This window comes from Actinospineispora eucalypti (assembly GCF_039543365.1).
GTDB lineage: Bacteria > Actinomycetota > Actinomycetes > Mycobacteriales > Pseudonocardiaceae > Pseudonocardia > Pseudonocardia eucalypti.
Window position 1 is genome coordinate 51,291 of the sequence record NZ_BAABJP010000048.1, and the last position, 22,122, is coordinate 73,412.

General features: G+C 73.5%; 11 protein-coding genes. 9 read left to right on the plus strand and 2 right to left on the minus strand.

Annotation, left to right across the window (positions count from 1 at the left end):
• Positions 1 to 269 precede the first annotated feature (269 nt).
• Positions 270 to 14,255 carry a protein phosphatase 2C domain-containing protein gene (locus ABEB12_RS34455; RefSeq protein WP_185063299.1) on the plus strand — a complete coding sequence of 4,662 codons (13,986 nt, stop codon included), beginning with the start codon at positions 270 to 272 and terminating at the stop codon, positions 14,253 to 14,255.
• Between the two features lie 13 nt (positions 14,256 to 14,268).
• On the opposite strand, the gene ABEB12_RS34460 is transcribed toward ABEB12_RS34455, so the two are convergent.
• The gene (locus ABEB12_RS34460) at positions 14,269 to 14,940 is read right to left on the minus strand and encodes a winged helix-turn-helix domain-containing protein (RefSeq protein WP_185063298.1); all 672 of its coding nucleotides are present in this window, start codon (positions 14,938 to 14,940) and stop codon (positions 14,269 to 14,271) included.
• Positions 14,941 to 15,229: 289 nt separating this feature from the next.
• Here ABEB12_RS34460 and ABEB12_RS34465 point away from each other — a divergent pair, with 289 nt between their 5' ends.
• The 6 genes from ABEB12_RS34465 (at position 15,230) to ABEB12_RS34490 (ending at position 17,913) form a co-directional block, all read left to right on the plus strand.
• Positions 15,230 to 15,574, plus strand: coding sequence for a DUF6247 family protein (locus tag ABEB12_RS34465; RefSeq protein WP_185063297.1), 345 nt, complete (start codon positions 15,230 to 15,232; stop codon positions 15,572 to 15,574).
• Between the two features lie 3 nt (positions 15,575 to 15,577).
• Positions 15,578 to 15,832 carry a hypothetical protein gene (locus tag ABEB12_RS34470; RefSeq protein WP_185063296.1) on the plus strand — a complete coding sequence of 85 codons (255 nt, stop codon included), beginning with the start codon at positions 15,578 to 15,580 and terminating at the stop codon, positions 15,830 to 15,832.
• Between the two features lie 93 nt (positions 15,833 to 15,925).
• On the plus strand, positions 15,926 to 16,360 hold the full coding sequence (locus tag ABEB12_RS34475) for an SRPBCC domain-containing protein (protein WP_185063295.1): 435 nt from the start codon (positions 15,926 to 15,928) through the stop codon (positions 16,358 to 16,360).
• Positions 16,361 to 16,362: 2 nt separating this feature from the next.
• On the plus strand, positions 16,363 to 16,680 hold the full coding sequence (locus tag ABEB12_RS34480; RefSeq protein WP_185063294.1) for a metalloregulator ArsR/SmtB family transcription factor: 318 nt from the start codon (positions 16,363 to 16,365) through the stop codon (positions 16,678 to 16,680).
• A gap of 7 nt (positions 16,681 to 16,687) precedes the next feature.
• Positions 16,688 to 17,161 carry a hypothetical protein gene (locus ABEB12_RS34485; RefSeq protein ID WP_185063293.1) on the plus strand — a complete coding sequence of 158 codons (474 nt, stop codon included), beginning with the start codon at positions 16,688 to 16,690 and terminating at the stop codon, positions 17,159 to 17,161.
• The gene (locus ABEB12_RS34490; RefSeq protein WP_185063292.1) at positions 17,158 to 17,913 is read left to right on the plus strand and encodes a DUF899 family protein; all 756 of its coding nucleotides are present in this window, start codon (positions 17,158 to 17,160) and stop codon (positions 17,911 to 17,913) included. Before ABEB12_RS34485 ends, ABEB12_RS34490 begins: the two co-directional genes overlap by 4 nt.
• A 14-nt stretch (positions 17,914 to 17,927) precedes the next feature.
• Here ABEB12_RS34490 and ABEB12_RS34495 read toward each other — a convergent pair whose 3' ends face one another.
• Entirely contained in the window at positions 17,928 to 21,161 is a 3,234-nt protein-coding gene (locus tag ABEB12_RS34495) for an nSTAND1 domain-containing NTPase (RefSeq protein ID WP_185063291.1), read from the minus strand.
• Between the two features lie 145 nt (positions 21,162 to 21,306).
• Here ABEB12_RS34495 and ABEB12_RS34500 point away from each other — a divergent pair, with 145 nt between their 5' ends.
• Positions 21,307 to 21,651 carry a hypothetical protein gene (locus ABEB12_RS34500; RefSeq protein ID WP_185063290.1) on the plus strand — a complete coding sequence of 115 codons (345 nt, stop codon included), beginning with the start codon at positions 21,307 to 21,309 and terminating at the stop codon, positions 21,649 to 21,651.
• A 5-nt stretch (positions 21,652 to 21,656) separates the two neighbouring features.
• The gene (locus ABEB12_RS34505) at positions 21,657 to 22,076 is read left to right on the plus strand and encodes a hypothetical protein (protein ID WP_185063289.1); all 420 of its coding nucleotides are present in this window, start codon (positions 21,657 to 21,659) and stop codon (positions 22,074 to 22,076) included.
• The last annotated feature ends 46 nt before the right edge of the window (positions 22,077 to 22,122 follow it).

Here is a 22,122-nt window from a genome sequence, read left to right on the forward strand (position 1 = left end):
CTGCGGAATAGCCGCCGGTCAATCAGCGAACAACGACACTCAAACCACTTCCCGGCGTTGCTTCTCAACGCGAATTAAGTAACTTAAGGCGCGTTCCGGCTGATGAACCCAACGCTGCCTTGGGCACTTGGGGCGGGGCCTCCGCGTGACTCGTACCGCGGCTGGCCGGTCGGCCCGGAGCGTTGGCTCCCGCGTGGGTCTCGCCGCGGCTTGCCTGGTTCACCCCTGTGCGTGTGTCGATCCCGGTGGAGTGGTTTGCGATGGCCTCGGTGGCTGTGGCTGGTGCATGGCGCGTGCGCGCCGTGCCGCCGGTCGTGCTGCCCGTGGCCAGGTTGATCGCCCGCCTCGTCGTCCGTGCGCCGATGGCCGTGCTGCTCGGCGCGGCGGCGCTGGTGTGGTTGGCCGGGGCGTGGTCATCCCCGGCGGACACAGCGGCCACGGCGGACACCCTGGCGCGGCCAACCGTGTCCGGCGCGGTGGCCATGGCCGCCGCGGACGGTGGCCAGGCCGCGGACACCCAGGACGGCAGTCCGCCCTCGGCCAACAAGTCCGACGACAAGAAGGCGGCCAGCTCCGGCAGCACGGAGAAAAAGGACGACAAGAAAGAGGAACAAACAAATAACGCGTCCGGCAACGGCGAAGCCCAAGGAAAGGACAAGGGCGGAACCGGAAAAGCGGAAGCGAAAAAGGACGACAAGCAAGAACCGGAAACGAAAGCCGCGGCGGGCACCGGCAAGGTCCAGGGCCAGGAAACGGCGAACACGAGTAACAACGCCGGCAACGACAACCAGGCCGACCCGGGCGCGGCCGCCCAGGACGCCGGCGACCAGCAGCGCCAGCCGGAGGGCGACGGCTCCGGCCCCGCCCGAAGCCAGGCCCGGCAAGCCAGCACCACCTCGCGCGCGACCGATGACCGTCCCGACGAGCAAGCCGCCGCCCGACCGACGCCCAAGGACAGCGCGGGCGCCTCGGCCCAAACCGCCGACCGGGAGACCTCCTGCGGGGCGGACTCGTCCTGCGGCGCGAGCAACCAGCCCGGCGAGGCCACCGCCCGCAACGCCAGCTACACGTCCGACGACCGGTCGGCGTGCCAGGCCGGCGGCGGCGGCAAGGCCTGCGGCAACAACGGGAACAACGGCAACGCCGAGACCGCCGTCCGGACGACCGCCAACGCGTCCGACAGGAACGGCACGGGCGGCACGGACACCTGCGACCGCTGCGAACCGGCACCCCCCGCCGTCCCGGCCAACACCGCCGTCAACGCAAGCAACGCGGCCAGCAGCAACAACAACAACACCCGAGGCGGCGCCGACGCCCGGACGGCCGACACCGACGACCGCTCCCCGGTGATCCAGACCTTCGCCGCCGGCACCACCGACCGGGAACCCGTCACCGCGACGCAGACCAGCACCGGCAACCGTGACCCACCGGAGCTGCAGACCATCTCCAGCAAGAACCCCGGCGCCAACGCCCACCTGACCCCCGCGCAACGCCGCGACGCGGCCGAGCGCATCGAAGCCGAAGACCTCGCCACCCACCCGAACCCCACCCCGGCCACCGGCACGCCGCCGGTCACGACGACACCTCCGGCCACCACCACACCTCCGGCCACCGCTCCCGTCGAGGAGCCACCGGTCGCCGGCCGCCCCGCGATCCCCCGCACCGAGGCCCACGACGAGGCCGTGCGACGCGGCAACGCGGACACCGCGCGACGCACCCCCGAAGTGGTCGGCGCGGTCGCCGCCACCCGGGACGCCAGCAAGAACCTCCCCGAGGACACCGACGGCGGTGACCCGGAGATGGGCGAGGCGGGCTGGCTCGAACTGACCACCGCCCGGGGCGAGGTCACCGAGCGGGTCTACAACGAGACCCTGAACACCCCCGGCCCGGACGGCAGGCCCCGGACCCACGACGAGGCCCTGGCCGCCGCCAAGTCCGCCGCCGGCAAGATCACCCTGGAAGGCCTCGCGGCCAACGGCCAGGTGTCCGGCGCCGGCGCCGCCGCCTACTCGCAGACCCTGGACAACGGCGGGACCGTCGAAGAGGCCCAGGAGGCCTCCCGCAAGGCCAAGGGCGCGGTCACCCAGCGCCTGTTCGCCGGCGACCAGCCGCCGGCCGCCCCCGGCTCGCACGCCGCCGCCGGCAAGTGCGGCAACGTGGGCGGCTTCGCCGGCTGCGGCGGCCGCACCACCGGCGCCGACGGCACGAGCGCCACCGGCGGCTGCGGCCGGCTCGGCGGCGGTAGCTGCGACTTCAGCGTCCAAGGCCCCGACGAGCGCATCAACGGCGGCCTGGACGGCGGCGAAGGGCACGTGGACGGCGAGGTGCGAGGCAAGGGCGGCACCGGCTCGGACACCGGCAGCGACACCGGCCCCAACGCGGCGGTGAACCTCGAGCGCAACGAGGAGACCGGCGGGGCCAACCTCGCGCACGGGGGCAACGGCCAGGTGAGCGACCGCTTCGGCCGGCGGTCCAAGACCAACAACGGCGGCGCCGTCCGGCAGGGCACCGACCCGGCCGCCGCCCCCGTGATCACCGGCGGAGGCACCGGCGAACTGCGCAACGGCCAGGGCGACGTGCACACGGTCCAGGGCAGCGGCCCGGACGGCACGGGTGGCACCAGCACGTTCACCGACCGCAACGCGGTCACCGGTGCTCCCGGCACGGTCCGCCCCGAGGGCACCGGCCCGTGGAACTTCACCACCCGGGAGGGCGACCGGTTCTCCGGGCAGGGCGGCAACGCGCAGCCGGTGACCGCATCCACCCGGGGCGCGGACGGCAGCCCGGCCCGGTTGAGGTGCGGTGACGGGGACTGCCACGTCACGTTCGCCGAAGGCCACAGCGGCGGCGCCCGCAACGGCACCGTGGACGCCTCCAGCCAGACCGGCGGCACGCGGGCCGAGATCGACGCCACCGGCCCGGGCTCCTACGTCATGGACCCGACCAAACGGGGCGTGGTGAACACCGACCAGCAGGGCGACGTGCACCTCAGCGGCAGCATCGACGGCTGGGGCGGCAGCAGCGAGTGCAACGGCTCCTGCATGATCACCCGCCCGGACGGCTCCGTGGTGGTCGCCCCCAGCGGGGTCCGCTACGAGGACCAGCACGACGCCCCGCCGGCCAAGGTGTACGAGCCGGTGCGGGTGCAGGACCGGTTCGCCACCGGCCCGGACGACGGCGGCGACCTGACCATCAGCAACGTCTGGACCCCGGACGGCGTGACCGTCTCCTCCCCCCAGGGGCAACAGACCTACAAGCCCACGTTCGGCGGCGGGGGCGGGGTGTTCCTGGACTACGCCGACACCCGGGGCAGCGGCGGCGCGGGCTGCCTGTACGGCACCGGCGGCAGTTGCTCGGGCCGCAACGCCGACGGCACGCACTTCGTGGAGTCGGCCGGCCAGGGCGAAGGCGGCACGCTGCTCGACTTCGACGGCGGCTGGTCGGCCGCCGACCCGGCCGCCCGCGGCTCGGATCCGGCGAACGAGCGGCAGCCCTGGCGCACGCTGACCCCGGCGCAGGTGGGCGTGCTCGACCCCAGCTACCAGCGCCCACCGGCGCTACCCGGCGAGAACACTCCGATGCCGCTGCTCAGCGAGACCGAGCGCCTCGCGTTGCCGGCGGACCAGCGGGCCGCGTACGACCAGGCGCTGACCGCCCCCGCCCCGGCCAACGCCATGCGGGGCGGGTTGGCCTTCCTGGGCGCGCAGACCGACAACCAGAACGGCATTCGTCAGGTGGCGCCGAAGCTGCCCCGGCTGGACGAGGCGCTGGCCGCCGCCGAGGCCGACGGCACCACGCCGGCGGAGCGAACCGAGCTGATCAACGCACTCGCCGATGCGAACAACAGCGGGTACGAGGGCTGGGAGCACGCCCAGGACCTGCTCGGCGCCGTGGACCGCGCCGCCTATGTGCCCGGCAACCACACCGACGCACCGCAGATCGGGCCGTCCACCGACCCGAAGGTGATCGCCGCGCTGGTCGACGGCTACGACCCGGCCAGGCCGCCGACCCCGGAGGACATCGACAAGGCCCAGACCAGGCTCACCGAGTTGCAGGCCGACGCGGTGGCCAAGCAGGGCGACCTCGCGGACTACCTGGCCACCCCCGAGGTCGCGGAGCTGCCCGGCCTGATGGACGACATCGGCCGCCGGATCAAGGCGTTCAACGAGCACCCGGGCACGCAGGCCCAGGCGGACGCCCTCAACCAGGAGCTGGACGGGCTGCGCGAGCGGCAGCGCCAGGCGTACGAGCGGGCCAACCAGCTGATGGGCGACCGGGCCGACGCCCGGGACCGGCTGACCACCATCGACACCCTGCTGGCCCAGGGGTCCGGCGACCCGAAGTTCGCCGCCGACATCGCGGCCGCCGCGGACCGCCGGAGCCGGGCGCAGCGACTGCTCACCGGCCTGCCCATGCCGGAGACCGAACGGGACGTCAAATACCAGCAGGCGCTGGCCGACACCGCCGGGCTGGCCGACCTGACCTACGCGTCGGTGGAGGGCGGCCCGCGCGGCCTGACCAACCAGCTCGGCGACGCGCGGCTGCCGTCCAGCATGTACCCGGACATCCAGCTGGCCCAGAACGCGGCGGCCCGGCTGCCCGACTTCGCGGGGCACCGCGGCCTGCTGGACAACGCCCGGGAAGGCCCGGTGTTCGGCCACCCCGACCAGACCACCACCCGCCTGTGGGACCAGCTCAGCCCGGACGAACAAGCCAAGATCGCCGCGCTGCAGACCCCGGAGGAGTTCGAGAACGCGGTGCTGAGCACGCCCGAAGGCGTGATCTGGGCGAAGGCCGGCACCCCCGAGGCCGCCCGCGCGGCGGGCAACTCGCTGTTCTGGACCGACGGCTCCTCGCCCTGGGTGAGCCGGCTGTCCCCGGAGCAGCGAACACAGCTCCGCGCCGCGACCGAGATGTCCCGTGAACAGGCCGTCGACCAGATGGTGGAGCTCGGTCCGGGCAGCTTCGCGGACCGGGTCGGCGCGATCGGGGACGCGGTCGGCGGCGCGATCAAGTGGCTGAACCACGACGGCCTGGGCGACGCCGTCCGGGGCGCCCCGGTGGTGGCCGACGCCCGCGAGGCCATGGGCTACGGACCCCCGCGACCCGCCGACCCGCCCGGCGCGGTGGACCGGATCAGCGACGGCGCGGTCGACTTCGTCACCGGGGTACCGGAGATGGCCGTGCACCTGGTCCAGGCGGCCGGCACCGAGCTGTACAACGCCGGCGCGTTCGTGACCATGAACAAGTTCGCCGACGGCGGCTCGCTGGGCGAGGTTCCGACGGCGGACGGCCGGCTGGTCGAACGGTCGCCGAACGCCGGCGCGCTGGACGAGATCGCCCGCACCAACCCGTTCACCGGCGGCATCATCCAGGCCGCGCACCGCAGCTGGGACCGGTGGCAGGACGCCGTGCTGAACGAGGACTGGTCCAAGGTCCAGCACGACTACTGGACCGGCACAGACCCGGCCACTGGCAAACCGGTCAACCCGGTGATGACTCTCTATGAGGATCTCACCATCCCCGCCCTGGTCGGCGGGGGCGCCGGGTTCGCCGCCGGACGGCTCGGGTCCGGCGCGCGGGCCGCCGCGGACGTGGAACTGGTGCGCGCGCAGCGGGCACAGGTGGCGGGCGACCTCGGCCGGCGGGACACGGCGCTGGCCAACGCGGCGCGGCTGAACGGCGTGGCCGAGCGGTCAGGCCGGTTCGCCGGTGCGGCGATGGTGCCGCTGGAGGTGCAGCTGGCGCCGTTCCGTGCCCTCGGCCACGCCACCGGTCTCAGCCGGCTGCTCCCCCAGCGTGCTTCCGTCGGACCGGTGCGGCCGGCCGAACGGCCCGGCGCCGAGGCGAGTCCGGCACTGGCCGCCGAGCGGCCCGGCACCGCGGGCGGTCCGGCGAGCGAACGGGCCGCACCCGAGCGGTCCGCGTCCGGGGTCATCGACGACGCCGCGCCCACGCTGACGTCCGCCGGGCAACGGCTGGCCGACGAAGCGGCCCAGCGACGCGCCGAGGCGGCCCGCACCCAACTGCGGCCGGAACGCCCGAGCCCCGTCGAACGCCCGCTGATCGACCGGATCGACGAGGTCACCACACCGGGCCAATCCGGGGTGCCCGTCAAGGATGTCGCCGACCACCTCGGTGTGACCCCGGACGAGGTGGTGAATGCCCTGGCCAGAGCCCCGGAACGGGCTCCCGGCCAACCCAGGTACCGGATCGAACGGGACCGGGACACCGACGTCCCGTACCTCCACCGCCCGAAGGGCGAGACGCCCGGCTGGACCCGAGGCCCGGAGGACGCCCCCAACCCGGAGCTCGACGCCGGCCCACCGAAACCCGGCTCGATCACCGCAAGACCGGCGCGGGCCGGGCCGGGCGATCCGCCAAGTCCGCTGAGCCGCATGGCCCAGCGCGCCAAGAACTGGGCGGCCGGCGGCGTGGCCGCGCTGACGATCACCCTGCGGGTGCTGAACCCGATCGCACACGAGGCACCGGCCGTCCGGGCCGCCGAGGTCGTGAAGACGGTCGATGCGAACGCCCCGGCCAACGGCAGGCTCAACTTCGACGCACCCGAACGCGGCCCGACCTCCCCCGACCGCACAGCGCCCGGCGATCCGGCGCGGACGTCCCTCGACCGCCTGGCGCCCGACGCCTCGGCCCGGGCGGCCGGCGAACTCTCGCCCGGCGACGCCGTTCCCCGGACAGCCGGCGAACTCCTGCCCGGCGACGCGATTCCCCGGACAGCCGCCGACCTCACCCTGGACGACCGGCCGGCCACACCCGTGGAGGCGGCGACCCGGGCGGCGGTCGCGCAGGCCGCGACCCTCGCCTCGGCCGCCGGGCCGGCGTTCCCGGGCGCGCTGCCGAACCAGCCGCTCACCCCGACGAGCCCGGTCTTCCAGGCATCCGCGCCGGAAACCTGGTGGGCATCCCCGCTGCTGTTGCGGAACTGGCACCCGGTGAACCGGCGGATCGAGTTCGTCCTCTCCGGCCGCCGCACCTCCTGGGACGAGGGCGGCATCGTGGTCGCCGGCGAGGAGCGCCTGCTGGACGTGGCCACCAACTACCTCCACGCCGCCGGCCCGACCAACCTCGCGCTGCCGCGCCCCGAGGGCATCTCGGTGTGGCGCTGGAACCGCATGTCGGTGGAGGACCAGCAGGCCCGGTGGCGCGAGGAGGTCCAGCGCAAGCGGACGGACTTCGACCACCACCTGACCACGGAGGATCGAGCCGCCGCCGAACTGGACGCCGAGCTCGCCGACCTCGAACTCGGCTTCCGTAGCCAGGCGGACGAACTGGAACGCCAGGCCGACGACCTCGCCGCCCAGCTCCCCGCCCCCGGTCGTTACCCGAGCCAGCAGTGGCGCGAACAGCACGCGGAGAACCGGGGCCAGGTCGCCGACCTGCGCACCCAGGCGGCGGACTCCCGGGGGCAGGCCGATGAGCTGGCCCGCCAACGCCCCGAAACGTCCCTGGCGGTGCGCTCCCCGAGCGCGCTGTTCCGCGCCGGCCAGACGGCCGACCAACGCGCCGACCAGCTCGAGGACCAGGCCGCCGCGCTGCACGCCGACCTGCCGGCTCCCGGCCGCCACCCGAGCAAGCAGTGGCAGCGCCAGCACGCCGACAACCGGGCCCAGGTGGACGCGCTGCGAGCGGAGGCAGAGCGGGAACGAGCGACCGCCGACGAGATCTGGGCTCACCTCGAGCAGCGCCGGCGGCCGACACCGGACGAGGTGCTTGCCCTGAGGGAGGACGAATACCTGGCGCAAGCCGCGGCGGCCGAGCGCGAGGCTGACCGGGTGTACGCCGCGCTTCCCTCCCCCGCCCGCTACCTGAGCCGGGAGTGGCAGCGGCGGCACGCGGAGAACCGCGGGCAGGTGGACGCCCTGCTCGCGCGGGCCGTCCAGGCCCGGGACGCCGCCGACGAGGCCCGCAAGTGGCGGGAGGACCTCGCCCCGATAACCGGGTACCTGCCTGTGGCGCGCGATCGGGACGGCGGCCGGCGCCACGGTTCGGACCTGCCGGCGCAGCCGCGAAACGACGGCGTACCGCCGGCCTCGTCCGCCCAGGCCGGCGGTGGGAACGGCATCGGCGGCGGCTCGTCCGGCGCTTCGTCGGATTCCGCACCCACGCGGGCCGAGGACCAACCGGCCGGCCGCGTGCAACCGGCCGCCGACGGCGCCGAGAACAGCAGGGTTCTGGCCGAGCCCGGCCGAGGACCACCGCTGACCCGTCGCGCCATCAACTTCTTCAAGAGTTTCTTCACCGCCACCGAACACCCCGCTTCGGTGGACACCCACATCGCTGCCGCCCAAACGGGCGCCGCCAAGGCCGCATCCACCACACCGCTGACCCCCGAAACCGGAACCCCCGGCCGGCTGCGGAAGATCTTGCTGACCGGCCTCGCCGCGGTAGCCATAAGCCTCGCGCCGGCGGCCGCGTTCACCCCGGCCGCACACGCCGCACCAACCGCGACGTCCCACCCCACCCAGACCACGGACCTCGCCACCGCGAGTCGGGGATCTGGGTACGGTGAGTCGGGGATTCAGGCACGGTCGCCCGCGCCGACCACGACCGAACCGACCACAACCGAGCCGTCCGCGATCGGGCAGACGAACGCGCGGCCGGCCCAGGTGCTGGTTCTGCCCGGCGACCGGTTCAACCAGCTCGCCCGGAGCCTCAGCATCCACCCCGACGAGCTGGCCGGTGCCAACCCGCTGCTCCATGACCGCAACAAGATCATCGCCGGCCAGACCCTGAACCTGCCGGCCGATTGGTCGGGCGGCTACGCGCTGGGCCGGGGCGAAGGCCTGTGGCACGTGGCCGAGCGCTTCGGCATCCGGGACGCCAGCGGTGGCAACGGCTGGCGCCAGCTGGCCGAGTGGAACGCCCGGGCCATCGCCGGGCGACCGCTCACCCAGCTCCGAACCGGCCTGCCGCTCACCGTCACCGCCCCGGCCGCACCGCCGGCGGTGACGACGCCCGCACCCCAACCCCCGGCCCAGGCCACCCCGCCGGCCCAACCACCGACCGCCCCGCGCGCTCCCCCGCCGCCGGCGTGGCCAGCCTGGCTCACCTGGGTGGGCGCGGCGGCCGGTGCATTGGGGCTGGCCGCCCTCGCCCGGTGGCTGGCCAAACGGCCGTGGCTGGCCACGGTCGGCCGCGCGCTGGCGAGCGGCGGACGCGCCGGTGCTCGGCAGTTCGGCAAGGCCGGCCGCGTCATGGGCAAGATCGCCGGAAGGGCCTGGCGGGCCACCGGAAAGGCCGGCCGGGCGTCCGGCAGGGCCGGCAGGGCGCTCGGCGGCGCGATCCTCCGAGGCGCGCGCGCCACTGGGAACGCACTGGGTCTCCGGGCCGCCCGGTGGACCACCGCGGCCCGGCTGCGGTTCGGCGCGGCCTGGCGCGGAGCGGCCACGTTCGTCGACGCCCTCCGCTTCCAAGCCATCTGGTGGACCACCGCCATCAGCGGCCAGGCCAGCGCGGCCTGGCAGGGCACGAAGGCACGGGCCGACGCCCTCCGCTTCCAGGCGACCTGGTGGACCACTGCGGTACGCGGCCAAGCCGGCAACGCCTGGCGAGGCGCGAAGGCGCTGGTCGACGAGCTGCGTTTCCAGGCGCTCGTCTACCGGGGCGCGGTGCGCAACCAACTGGCGGCGGCCTCGTTCCCCCGGCACCTCGCGCAGCGGTGGCGCGCGCACCGGGCACTCGTCACGCAGCGGCGGGCGCTGGCCCGGCTGGCCGCCGCCGCCCGGGCGGCCGAGCGTCACACCCGGCGGGCCGGTCCGGGGCCGGACCGAGACGCCGCACAGGCCGCCGCCGACGACGCCAAGGCGGCGCTGGCCACCGCCCGCAAGACCGCCGAGGCCAAGGTGCGCGAAGCCCGTGCCCCCGGAAACACCAACGCCACGAAGCCGGCCAACGGGAACGCCCCGCGGCCGAACGCCGCCAACGAGAACGCCCCCCGGCCGAACGCCGCCAGCGGCAACGCCGCCGGCAGGAACCCCGCCGGCCCGAAGGACGCCAAGGCGGACAAGCGCCTCGCCAAGGCGCTGGACCGGGCGGCGCGCGGCCGTGGCCTGGCCGGCTGGGCCGCACGACTGTCCGCGCGGCTGGGCCTGCGCAAGGCGCTGTCCCCGCGAACCCGCCGGGCCACGGTGCGCGCGGCGGCCGGACTGGCCGGCGTCGGTGTCGGGCTGGCGGTGCTGGGCGCGGGCACCCCGCTGACCTGGGTCGGCATCGGACTCGCCGGCGTGGCCACGGCGGCGGCCATCCGCGCGGTGTGGTCGCCGAGGCAGGCCAGGGCACCGCCGCTGCGGGTACTGATCGAAAGCCTCCGGGCGCTATGGGCGCACACCAGTGCCCGGGTCGCCGCAGTCACCGCGCTGGCCGCCGGGACCACCTGGGCCGCGCCGATCCTGCACGGCTGGCTGGGCGACGCGATCAACACCCTGGCCGCGCTGCCCAACCACATAGCCCTCAAGGCGCTGCTCGCCTCGCTGGCCACCGGCGTGCTGGTCTGGCGCTACGTGCTGCGCCGGCAGTTGTCCAACCAGCTCAAGGGCATGCAGACCCGGCCGTGGCTGGCCGCCTGGCGCTCCGCCGCACTGGTCGTGGCGATCAGCGCGAGCTACCGGATCGCCACCGCGTTCGCCCAGCAGGCGCAGACGCTGGGCTGGCTGGTCGGGTCGATCGCGGTGGCCACGCCGATCGTGGCGGTCGTCAACGCCCTGGTGCAGGACAAGGACATCGGCCGCACCCGCGTGATCAAGGCGATCATCGCCGGTTTCACCGCGCTGTCCACCGCGCTGGGCACCGGGTTCCTGCTGGCCGCGCTGAACCCGTCGGCGCCGCTGGCCGCCTGGCTGGTCGGCGCGTTGATCTCCGGAATCCTGGTTTCCGGCAACACCCCGATCGCCGACTACCTCGCCGCCGCGTTCGGCAAGCACCGCGTGAAGCTCGCGCAACAGAAGCTGGACCAGCTCACCAAGCAGACCAAGCAGGACGAGGCGGCAATCGCCGAGCAGCTGCACAAGGTCGGCCAGGCCTGGCTGGACTACCTCAGCTTCTCCAAGGTCGACACCCGGGTACTGCTGCGCAAGGCGCTGGACACCGTGCTCAACGCGGTGTTCACCTTCATGATCCTCAGCCCCTGGGCGACCACGGACAGCCTGGGCGACATCACCTTGCGCGCCGCGGTCGTCGCCGCGCTGCTCTGGCTGACCGGCAAGATCCGCGACCGGGACGAGTACCGGGCCAAGGACGAGCCCCGCGACAACGTCTATGGCTACCAGTCCAACCGCGAGCTGCGCGCCCCGTCCCGCCCGTCGCCGCTGCGCGGGAACCGGCTGACCCAGCGCGCCGAGGCCTACCGCACCGCGCTCACCGCCGTGCTGGAGGAGTTCGGCCTGGGCGGCCGGAAGCTGGACCGCGCGCTGGCCGAGGAACTCGCCGCCACCCTGTTCGCCCAGCTCACCGCCGAGATCCCGGCCCGGACCGACGACTGGGCACCCATACCGGGGGCGAACGGGGTGAACGCCGCGCTTGCCGAAGAGCGCGACGCGCAGCGCCGCCGCCAGGACCAGCACCGGATCACCGCCGCGCACACCCTGCTGGTGCTGGCGGCCAACCCGGCCGCCCTGGCCCGAGTGGCCGGCGCGACCGACCCCCGGACCGCCGAGGTGCTGGAGTTCCAGCTGCTGCTCGGCGAGCGGATGGCCCAGCTGGCGGCCCAGAACTCGGTGACCCTGCCCGACAGCACGCCGCTGCTCCCCCAGGGCGCGACCCGCTCCGCCGACTGGCCCGCCCTGCTGACCAGGCAGATCAGGCGGCGACAGGCGCTGCGCCAGGACCACCTGTCCGGGCCGCTGCAGCGGCTGCTGGAAGCGATCGTCGCCCACCACACCGGCCTCGGCCAGCCCAACCACCCGGACGCGGTGAGCGCCCGGCTGCAGCTGATCCGCCTGGAGTTCGACCTGGTCCGCGAGGGCATGCGCAAGCCGTCGTCCGACCCGCTCAGCCAGGTGCGCGAGTTCCACCAGCAGCGCCGCTCCAGCGCCGCCGACGCAGGGAACGACCGGCTGGCCCTCGGCCACGGACTGATGCGCGCGGCCGCCGGGCTCATCAGCGAGGCCGAGTTCCACCGCGTGGAGCGCGCCGCCCAGCGGCAGCGCTGGATCGAGGCCATGAGCCGAGCCAACCAGGCCCGCGCGCCGAACGCCCGCCCCGCCACGCTGCTGGAACTGCTGCTCCTGCTGGCCGGACGGAACGCCCCGGTCACCGCCCAACAACTGGCCGACGAGTTCGGCGGCTCACCCGCCACGTGGCAACGCAAGCTGACGGCGCTGCACCGCGTCAAGGCGATCAGCGCCGACCACCGGGCCGGCCTGGAACTGGTCCGGCTGTGGCGCGACGCTAGCCCTCAACTGCGCCGGGCGCTACGCGCCAACCCGACCGCGCTGCCCCGCGGCCACCTGCTCGAGCCGTTGCACCGGGCCCGGACGAGCGGCCCGACCGAGGCTGCCTACTCGGCCCTGCTGGCCCTGCTGCGCGAAGCCAACCTGGCCTTCCTGCTTCCCAGCGACGGCCCCACCGACGACGCCGCCATCACCTGGCGCCGGCTGATAGGTCGGTTCTACCTGCGCCAACACCCCGAGGGCGCGGTGAACTGGCCGGCCCCGGCGCGGTCCAGCAACGCGGCCACCCGGGAAGCCGCCCGGGCCTGGGCCCGCGCCCGGGTGCCGGCCCAGCAACGCAGGCTGCTCGCCGCCCGGGTGCGCGCGGTGCAGGTGGCCACCCACCGGCGGCACGAAGCACTGCTGCTGGCCACCGAGCTGCGCGCCGCCGGCGCGCCGGACGAGGTGATCAACCGGCTGGTCACCGGGGCCACCGCCCGCCAGCTGGACGCCTACGTCCGCCTCGCCGAGGCCCGGGCCGAGGCCGTCGCCGCGCTGGACCGGGTACGCGCCTACCCGCACCAGGCCAAGCGCACCCTGCGCGCCGCCGACCGGGCGCTGGCCCGCGCACCCGCCGCCGACCCGATGCCCGAACCGGCCGAGCAGTGGCTGCGCGAGGTCACCCGCGACCTGCACGCCATCCGCCGCGCGCTGCAACGCCGGGTCACCGACGAACGCCTCGCCCGGGCGCGCACCCTGCTCGAACGCCACGACCAGGACCGCGCCTACGCGTGGTCGCGCAAGCTCTGGCGCACCCTCGGCGGCTGGCGGGCCATGGAGGACGCCCGCCAGGCGGCCGCGGCGCTGGAACGCCGTTTCCCCGACGCGCGCGACTTCCACCCGCCGCCGGTCGAACCCGGCCAGATCCCGATCGTCACCGACCGAGAGGTCGTCCCCGACACCGGCGCACCCCACCCCGGCGCACCCGGCTCCGGCGCACCCGACGCCCCCGGCTCCGGCGCACCCGGCGTCCCCGGCACTCCCACCTCCGGCTCGCCCACCTCCGGCCCACCCGGCCGCGCCGGCCCGTCCGACGCCACCCGCCCCGCCCCCGACGGCCGCACCGCGGTCACCACCCTGCGCGGCCCCGGCAACCGCACCAACCAGGACGCCGGCACCACCCTCACCCTGCCCGACGGCTCACACGTCCTCATCGTCGCCGACGGCCTCTCCCGCACCCCGCGCTCCGAACGAGCCGCGTTCGTCGCGGTCACCGCCGCCCGCGCCGAACTCGCCCGCACCGACCGCCCCAACTGCGGCCCCCAACGCGCGGTACGGGACGCCTACCAGGCCGCCGCCGACGCCCTCGCGCGCAGCTACGCGATCGACAACCCACACCGCCGGGTGGACACCACCCCGTACGCCACCACCCTGCTGATCGCGCTGGCCGGCCCCGACGGCCGGATCACCGTCGGCTGGGTCGGCGACTCCCGCGCCTACCTACTCACCCCGACGACAACCCGCCAGCTCACCGACGACCACACCCGGGCCGGCATCATGACCCGCTGGCTGTCCCCCGACTACCGACCCACACTCCAGGTCCGCACCACTCGCGCGACCAACCGCGGCCTCCTGCTGGCCAGCACCGACGGCCTGCACGGCCACCTGCCGGACCTACTCGCCGCGCTCACCGGCGGGGCCGGCGCGCTGGCACCCGGTCCGGCGCCTGACGGGAACACCGCCGGCGGAACCGACCCGGTGGCCGCCACCCGAATCCTGGCCACCGCCGCCCGCGCCGCCGGCAGCAACGACGACGCCACCGCCGCCATCGCCCCGCTCGGCCCGCGCCGCGGGCCAACCCGGTGATGTGCGGCCGGTACTAGCAGGTCACCGAGGCGATGGGCAGTGCCAGACGGTAACCGACGCCGCGCACCGTCTCGATGAGATGACGCCGGCCGATCTTGGCCCGGAGGGAGGCGATGTGCACGTTCAGCGTCTCGTCCACGCCGACATAGAAGTCACCCCACACCCGCGAGTGCAGCGAACTGCGCCGGCACACCCCGCCGGCTTCCTCGGAGAGCACCGCCAGGATCTGAAACTCTTTTCGGGCCAACTCGATCACCTTGCCGGCCACGGTGACCGATCGACACCGCAGGTCTATCACCACGTCCTCGATCTCAATCAATTGAGACGGCTCGAATCGGCGCTCGCGAAGTCGCCGGACAGTCTCGATACGGGCGACCAATACGCCGGCGCTGTACGGCTTACTGAGATAGTCGTCCACTCCAGTGCGCTGGCCGAGAATTTGCTCGCCGAACTCATTGCGGGCGACCAATGCAATGATCGGAAGATCAGTTTTCACCCGGAGGGCCCGGCACGCGCCCAGGCTGGGCACGCTGGAAGCCGTGCTGAACACGCCCACGACCACCGCATCGACCGAGTCGAGCCGCTCCGGCGCCTGATCATGGCTCACGTCCACCTGGAGCCCGGCGAGATCGCCGATCAGTTCCACCGTATCGGGGTCGCTGTCACCGATGAACGATAGCCGCATTCGCCAGCCTGTTCTTCTTACGCGCCCTATGCGCGGCCATCCGATGACCGGCGCAGCAGTACCTGTGTGCCGATTGTCCCTTGATTAACGCGCCACAACCGGCGAGCGCACAGCGGCGCGGTTTGCCTGGCATCGTCACCTCGGCCTCCAAGAAAGCCTCGCGTGCCAGCAGCATTTCGAACCGGCGCATACCCGGTCAATGGCCCTAAATCCTCTCTAACATCCCCTTAGGGCAATCTTTGTCTTCCAGGCCGAGGCACCCCTCGCCGACACCCGCTATGGTGGCGCCATGACGGCCGCGGTGAACCCGTTCGACGCATCGCCGGTGCCGGCGCTGCCGCCGGACGCCACCCCCGCCGCGATCCGTGCCGCACTGATCGACGAGGAGCGCGCCGAGTTCGACCAGGCCTACCGGGACGCTCTCGCCGAAGCGGCGCGAACACTGGATCTGACCAGGCTGCTGGACGTGCTGCGCAACTATCACCGCATCGCCTGGCTCACCCAGTCCCAGGGACCCGAGGCACACCGGCGAATGCTGGACAAGGCCACCCAGATCATGCGGACCGGCCAGAACCCCGACGCGGTACCGAACGAGCAGGTCGAGGCCCTGATCCGAAAGCGCCTCGGTCAGTAACGCATGTACCGGCTCGTCCAGGACCGGGCTGTCCTGGAACAGCTCGAAGCGCTGCCGATCGAGGCGCTGTCGAGCTATGCCGAAGCTCTGGCGGTCCTGGAGGTAGCCCCGGCCGGCGGCCGACCCTACAACCAGGACAAACCCGACGGACCGATGTACGAGCTGGTGTTCGGCCCGGCAGGCGAGGGCGCGATCACTTACCTACTGCTCGAACGAGAGCGCGAAGTGCACGTCCTCCTGATCCAGTGGGCCGGTTAGCCTCACCACTTGATGCAACCTAGCGGTTGCGTCACAGTCGAGGATGTGCAACTCTGTGGTTGCACATCAACCGAGCGTGAAGGAGTTCCGCACATGAGCATCGACCAGATCGAGCGCGAGACGTTGATCGCCGCACCCATCGAGCGGGTGTGGGCGCTGGTCGCCGAACCCGGCTTCTGGGCGTCCGACGAGGCGAACCGGTCCGGCGCCACCGCCAAGGAGGGCGAGTCGACCGTGGCCCGGCACAGCCAGCACGGCGACTTCCCGGTGAGCGTGGAGAAGGTGGACCCGCCGCACTACGTGGCCTACCGCTGGCTCAGCGCCTTCCCCGGCGAGACCCCGCGCGAGGACAACACCACCCTGGTCGAGTTCACCCTGACCGAGGAGGGCGACAAGACCCGGCTGCGCGTGGTGGAGAGCGGCTTCGCCCAGCTCCCCACGCCCGAGGACAACCGGCAGAACATCATCAAGGATCACACCAGCGGCTGGTCCAGCTGCATCGACGAGCTCAAGGCCCGCGCCGAGTAGCCATGACCACCGTCGACAACGTCTTCGCCGCGCTCGCCGACCCGCGCCGGCGCGAGTTGCTCGAGCTCATCGCCGAACACGGCGAGGCCACCGCGACCACGTTGGCCGAGCGGTTCCCGATCTCCCGGCAGGCCGTGGTCAAGCACCTCGGCGTGCTGGACTCCGCCGGGCTGGTCACCGCGAACCGGGTCGGCCGCGAGGTGCGCTACGCGGTCCGCACCGAAGCGATGGACACCACCGCCCGCTGGATGGCCGAACGCGCCGCCACCTGGGACCGGCGCCTGGCCCACATCAAACGCCTCGCCGAGGCAATGGAATAGGAGCGAAATGGACACCACCGCACTGCGCGCCGCCTACGAGAAGCTGCTCGACGCGGCGGCCTCCCCCGACCTCGGCGAGGCGGCCGACGGCGGCTGGAACGCCGACCAGGTCCTGGCCCACCTGATCAGCGTCGACGCCTCGACGGCGGCGGTCGCGCTCGGCGTGGTCGCCGGCGCCCGCCCCACCTTCGACAACCGCATCACCCTGGACCGCTGGAACCTGAACCGGATCATCGGCGAGCACTCCGGCCGGGCCGACCTGATCGACCACGTCCGCCGCCAGGCCACCCTCCTGTGCGACATCGCCGACCACCTCGACGAAAAGACCACCGACGTCCTGGTTCCGACACTGCTGCTGTCCAACGACCAGCTGCTGGTGGACCAGCCGGTCCCGCTGCGCGGCCTGATCGACGGCCTGGCCACCGGCCACGTACCCGACCACACCCAGCAGATCCTCAACCTGCGAAGGAGCCAGTCATGACCGCCATGCCCAACACCGTCGACCGAGCCACCTTCCAGGCCGAACTCGACAAGCTGCGCACCAGGGAGAAGGCGCACACCCGCGAGTCCGACGCGATCGCCGCCGCCCGCCGGCGCCTGCCCATGGTGGAGATGGACCCCACCACCCCGCTGGTCGGCCCCAACGGCCCGACCACGCTGCTCGACGCCTTCGAGGGGCGCAAGCAGCTGATCGTCTACTACTTCATGTGGTACCCCGGCCGCCCCGCGCCCGAACAGTGCGAGGGCTGCACCTGGAACAACACCCAGGTCACCGAGCTGTCCTACGTGCACTCCCGGGACATCACCTACGCGGTGTTCTGCCAGGGGCCGTACGAGGAGAGCGCCCGCTACCACCAGTTCATGGACTGGAAGATGCCGTGGTACTCGGCGCGGGACTCCCTGGACACGCTGCTGGCCGGCCGTCAGATCAACCTCATGCACCTGATCTGCTACGTGCGCGACGGCGACCGGGTCTTCGAGACCTACTGGACCAACTACAGGGGCGTGGAGGCGGTGGACTTCAACTACACGCTGATGGACCTCACCGTGTACGGCCGCCAGGAGCCGTGGGAGGACTCCCCCGCCGGCTGGCCGCAGGGGGTCGTGGACGGCACCCGGGTCGACGGCCGCCCCACCGCGCAGTGGTCACGCCTGGCCGCCGGCCGCTCCGACGACCTCGGCAACACGGGCGGGGAGCCACCCGCGGCACGCTCCACAGGCTGCTGCCACTAGCGCGGCGCGACGCCTCATTGGTCGAGTGCGCCGGCGGAGACGCGGAAGATCTCGTTGGCGGACTGGGGAGGTGCGCACGGCCAGCGGATCAGATGCGCGCCGTCGTCCTGGGACGCGTGGTTGACGTCCAGGCATTCGGGTACCGGCGCGGCCCGGGTGATGATGACGTCGGCCGAGGACACCCCCCGGTTCAGTTCGTGGATGTGCCAGCGCCCGCCGTCCGGCGCGTCGCACGGGCGCTGCACGACCATCTCCGCGCCGCCGGCGCGGCGCTCCCCCGACGCGGAGGTCAGGCAGAGGCCGGAGGCCTCGTTCCGGATCCGGTAGCCGTCCCCGTCCGGGAGCAGTGACCAGGTCATACCGGGTTGCCGGGCGCAGGTCTGTTGCAGCGCGGGCGCCGCCTCGGCGCCGTCCTTCACCGCGACGCACTTGTTGCTGTGCTTGGCGCGAAGCTGCGTGCCGCGCTCGGCCGTGGGCCCCTCGTCGGGGGCGGGCGGCCCGGCCGGCTCCGCGCACCGCGGCCGATAGTCGCGGTCGGGCAGGTACCGCTCCCACTGGTCCGGGGTGACGCGGTAGCGGGCCAGCGCGCAGATCCGCTCGGCGGCCCGGTCCGGGTCGGTGTCGAAGGCCTGCACCGTGCCGTCCTGGCCGGCGGTGACCAGTGCGCCCGGCAGCGCGGCCACCGACCAGATGGTCCCGCCGTCGCCGTTGATCGGCCGGGCCAGCGGCTCGGGCGCGGCCGGGTCCGCCACGTCCCACAGCGCGAGGGTGTCGTCGCTGGCCACGGCGAGCAGGTCGCCGGAGAACCTGACGTCGTTCACCGGGCCGGGGAAGTCTGACAGCTCCCGAATCGCCGACGGGTTGCCGATGCGCCACAGGGTGACCGTGGCGTCGCCCTGGCCGGCGGCCATGGTGCGGCCGTCCGGGCTGATCGCGATCGCCTGGACCGGCTTGCGGCCAATGGCGAGCGGCCGGTGCTGTGCTCGGGGCGCGGCCGGGTCGGCCAGGTCCCAGAAGCTGACCGTGCCGTCCGCCGTCCCGCTGACCAGGGTTCTGCCGTCCGGGGTGAACGCCAGTGCGAGCACGTCGTCGTACCGGGGATCGAGGTCGGGGCCGATCGGGCGTGGCTCGGGGCCGGTGAGGTCCCAGAGGCGGATGGTGGCCTCCGTAGCACCCAGGGTGGCCAGCAGCGCCCCGTCCGGGCTGAACGCCAGCGGGCCGCCGTGCCCGGGATGGTCGAACAGCGGGTCGCGGATCGTGCCCAGCCCGGCCGTGGACCAGAACCGCAGACGGTCGTCCGCGCCCGAACTGACCAGCCAGCGCCCGCGCGGATCGAACATCGCCGACAGCACCTGCGTGGGGTGCTCCAGGTAGGCGGCCGGTCCGGCCAGGTCCAGCTCCCGGCCGGGCACCCGCCGCCACACCCGGACCGTGTGGTCCTGGCCGGCGGCGGCCAGCAGTGTGCCGTCGCGGTCCGCCGCCACCATGTGCACCGTGTCCGTGCTGTCCGAATTGATCCGGTGCCGCGAGTCCAGCGCCGGGCCGGCCGCCAGCACCGCGCCCCGCGCTTCCGGGGTGTCGTGCAGGTCCAGCGCGGCCAGCGCGAGGTGCCCGGCCAGCGTCGGGTCCGGCACCCGTTGCCAGTTCGCCGCGGCGGCCACCTCGCGCGACCGCGCGGCGTTGCGCTGCCCGACGGTGTCCAGTGCGACCACGGCGATCAGCGCCACCAGCACGGCGAGCGCGGCGACCAGCGCGCGCAGCCGCCTGGTGCGGGTGACCACGGCGCGCTGCTCGGCCTGCTCGGCGCGGGTGGACTCGCGCAGGAAGTCCTGGGCGACGGCATCGGGCCGGGCGGCGGACGACGCGGTGCGCTCCACCGCCGCCGCCAACCGCGGCCCCCGGTACAGGCTGGCCTGGTGGCGGCCCTCGCGGTGCCAGGCCGCGGCGGCCTCGGCTAGCCGCTGCTCCACCCGCAGCCCGGCCCGGTCGGCGTCCACCGAGCGGCGCAGCCACGGCCAGGAGCGCACCAGGCATTCGTGGATCAGCTCCACTGAGTCGGCGCCGGTGGTCACCAGCCGCGCGTGGACCAGCGTGTTCAGCACCAGCTCGGCGGTGTCGGTGTCGGTGTCGGTGTCGGCGTCGGTCCCGGCGAGGCCGGCGAGCAACCGGTCCCGGGGCACGCGGCGCCGGGCGTCTTTGTCCGGGCTCTCACCGGTCTCCACCAGCCGCGGCAGCAGCGCCCTGGCGACCGGCCGCGCGTCGTCGTCGAGATCGGTGATCGCCTCGTCGGCGGTGGCCGCGATGCAGCCCGCGATGCCTCCGGTCCGCGCGTACCCGGCGTGCGTGAGGCGATCTTCGGTGCGCTCCGCCCAGGTGGCCCGCAGGGCGTGCGAGAGCAACGGCAGGGTGGTCGCGTGCCGCTGCCGGTCGCCGGCCGACTCGGCGGCCAGGCCGAGGTCGCGCAGCATGATCTCGGTCAGCCCGGGCTCCACCTCGAGACCGACCGCCCGGGCCGGGCGCGCGATGGCGTCGCGCAGTTCCGCCTCGGTCATCGGGCCCAGCGGCAGATGCCCGCCGCGCAGCGACGCGACCAGCTCGGGATGATCCATGCAGTTCGGGTAGAAGTCCGCGCGCAGGCCCAACACCACGAACCCGGGCAACGCGCCCAGCGCGCGGATGAACGCCTCCCGGGCTGCGGCGTCCTTGCACAGGGTGAAGATCTCCTCGAACTGGTCGACCACGACCACCCGGCGCTCCCCCGCCGCCTCCAGCGCGCGCATCGGGTCGCTGCCCGGCGTGAGCAGCAGCGGAGCCTGGGCCGAAGCGGCGGGCAGCCGGCCGTCGGCGATCGCCGGGATCAGGCCGGCGCGCAGCAGCGAGGACTTGCCGGCACCGGACGCGCCGACGACGAACAGCGGCCCGGCACCGGCCGGCCGCCGGGCCAGCGCGTCGAGCAGCTCCTGGGTGTCGCGGTCGCGGCCGAAGAACCAGCGCGCGGTCTGCCCGTCGAAGCTGGCCAGCCCCGGATAGGGGCACACCGGGTCGGGCGCGACCAGTTCCCGCAGCCGCTCGCCGGCGTCCAGTGCCCGGTCGAAGCGCGCCGCGATATCAGGGGTGATCGGCTTCCCGCCGTTCTCCAGCTTGCTCAGGTAACCCTTGCTGTAGTGCACCAGCTTGGACAGGTCGGCCAGGGAAAGGCCCCGTTCCTCGCGCAGCCGGCGAAGCTCGGCGCCCGCCGCTCCCCCCATTGCGTAGCCTTTCTCTTCACCAAGTCCGGGGAACGTACCAGCGGGTTTACCGGAATGGGGCCACTTCGGGGTTTCCCAATTCCGGCCTCGGTGGGAAACGGGAAACCCCTGCCGCCGCCGGCTTTGCCCGGTGACGCTGATTCGCATGATTATTCGAACGCCCCGCCGCGGCGTCGCCGTCGGCGCCCTGGTACTCGGATTGCTGGCCGCCGGCGTGGGCACCGCGCACGCCGGCGGAAACGGCCAGCAAATCAACTACTACAGCCACGACGCCACCGGCCAGTGCACCTCGGGCCGGAACCAGAACGGCGTCGCCGTGCGCAACTGCACGACGTTCGACCGCATCGGCGGCAACCCCGACCAGGGCTACTTCTGGGTCGGCCCGGTCACCATCACCTGGATGCGCAAGGCCGGCTTCACCCAGCACAGCACCTGCGTCGTGCCGAAACAGCAGCCGAGTGACTTCTTCACCTGCTACCAGCCGAAGTGAGGATCATGATGCGGATACTGACCGCCACATTGCTGGCCGCCGCCCTCGTGGTGCCGGCTGGCGCCGCCGCCCCGGTCCAGCCGGTCGCGGCGTCCGTGCCCTCGGCGCCCGCCGCGCCGGAGGTGAAGGTCGAGTTCGGCTGGTTCGTCTATCTGAAGTTCACCAAGGACGAGGTCCGCACGTTCGCGCCGCTGCTCAAGGCGGAGTCGAAGGCCGCGCCGGCACTCATCTGCAAGCGGGTACCGCCCGGCAAGGCCCGCGACTTCTGCGCGAAGGGGGTGAAGAAATACATGGGGAAGGTCGCGGACACCTGGCGGAAGGCGGCCGAGAAGAACCAGTGCGTCGAGCACAAGTACCTCTACGCCCCGGTCACACTGGTGAGTTGGAAGGCCTACGACTGTGGCGGCCGCGGCGGCTCGTGGTAGCGGATACGCTGCGGGTCCCCCACCGAACCAGAGGTACGTGTTGCTG

Bases quoted from the DNA above. Each gene is read 5' to 3' on its own strand.
- ABEB12_RS34500 (WP_185063290.1), top strand. From the start codon at position 21,307: ATGATTATTCGAACGCCCCGCCGCGGCGTCGCCGTCGGCGCCCTGGTA.
- ABEB12_RS34465 (WP_185063297.1), top strand. From the start codon at position 15,230: ATGACGGCCGCGGTGAACCCGTTCGACGCATCGCCGGTGCCGGCGCTG.
- ABEB12_RS34475 (WP_185063295.1), top strand. From the start codon at position 15,926: ATGAGCATCGACCAGATCGAGCGCGAGACGTTGATCGCCGCACCCATC.
- ABEB12_RS34485 (WP_185063293.1), top strand. From the start codon at position 16,688: ATGGACACCACCGCACTGCGCGCCGCCTACGAGAAGCTGCTCGACGCG.
- ABEB12_RS34460 (WP_185063298.1), bottom strand. From the start codon at position 14,940: ATGCGGCTATCGTTCATCGGTGACAGCGACCCCGATACGGTGGAACTG.
- ABEB12_RS34505 (WP_185063289.1), top strand. From the start codon at position 21,657: ATGATGCGGATACTGACCGCCACATTGCTGGCCGCCGCCCTCGTGGTG.
- ABEB12_RS34495 (WP_185063291.1), bottom strand. From the start codon at position 21,161: ATGGGGGGAGCGGCGGGCGCCGAGCTTCGCCGGCTGCGCGAGGAACGG.
- ABEB12_RS34480 (WP_185063294.1), top strand. From the start codon at position 16,363: ATGACCACCGTCGACAACGTCTTCGCCGCGCTCGCCGACCCGCGCCGG.
- ABEB12_RS34490 (WP_185063292.1), top strand. From the start codon at position 17,158: ATGACCGCCATGCCCAACACCGTCGACCGAGCCACCTTCCAGGCCGAA.
- ABEB12_RS34470 (WP_185063296.1), top strand. From the start codon at position 15,578: ATGTACCGGCTCGTCCAGGACCGGGCTGTCCTGGAACAGCTCGAAGCG.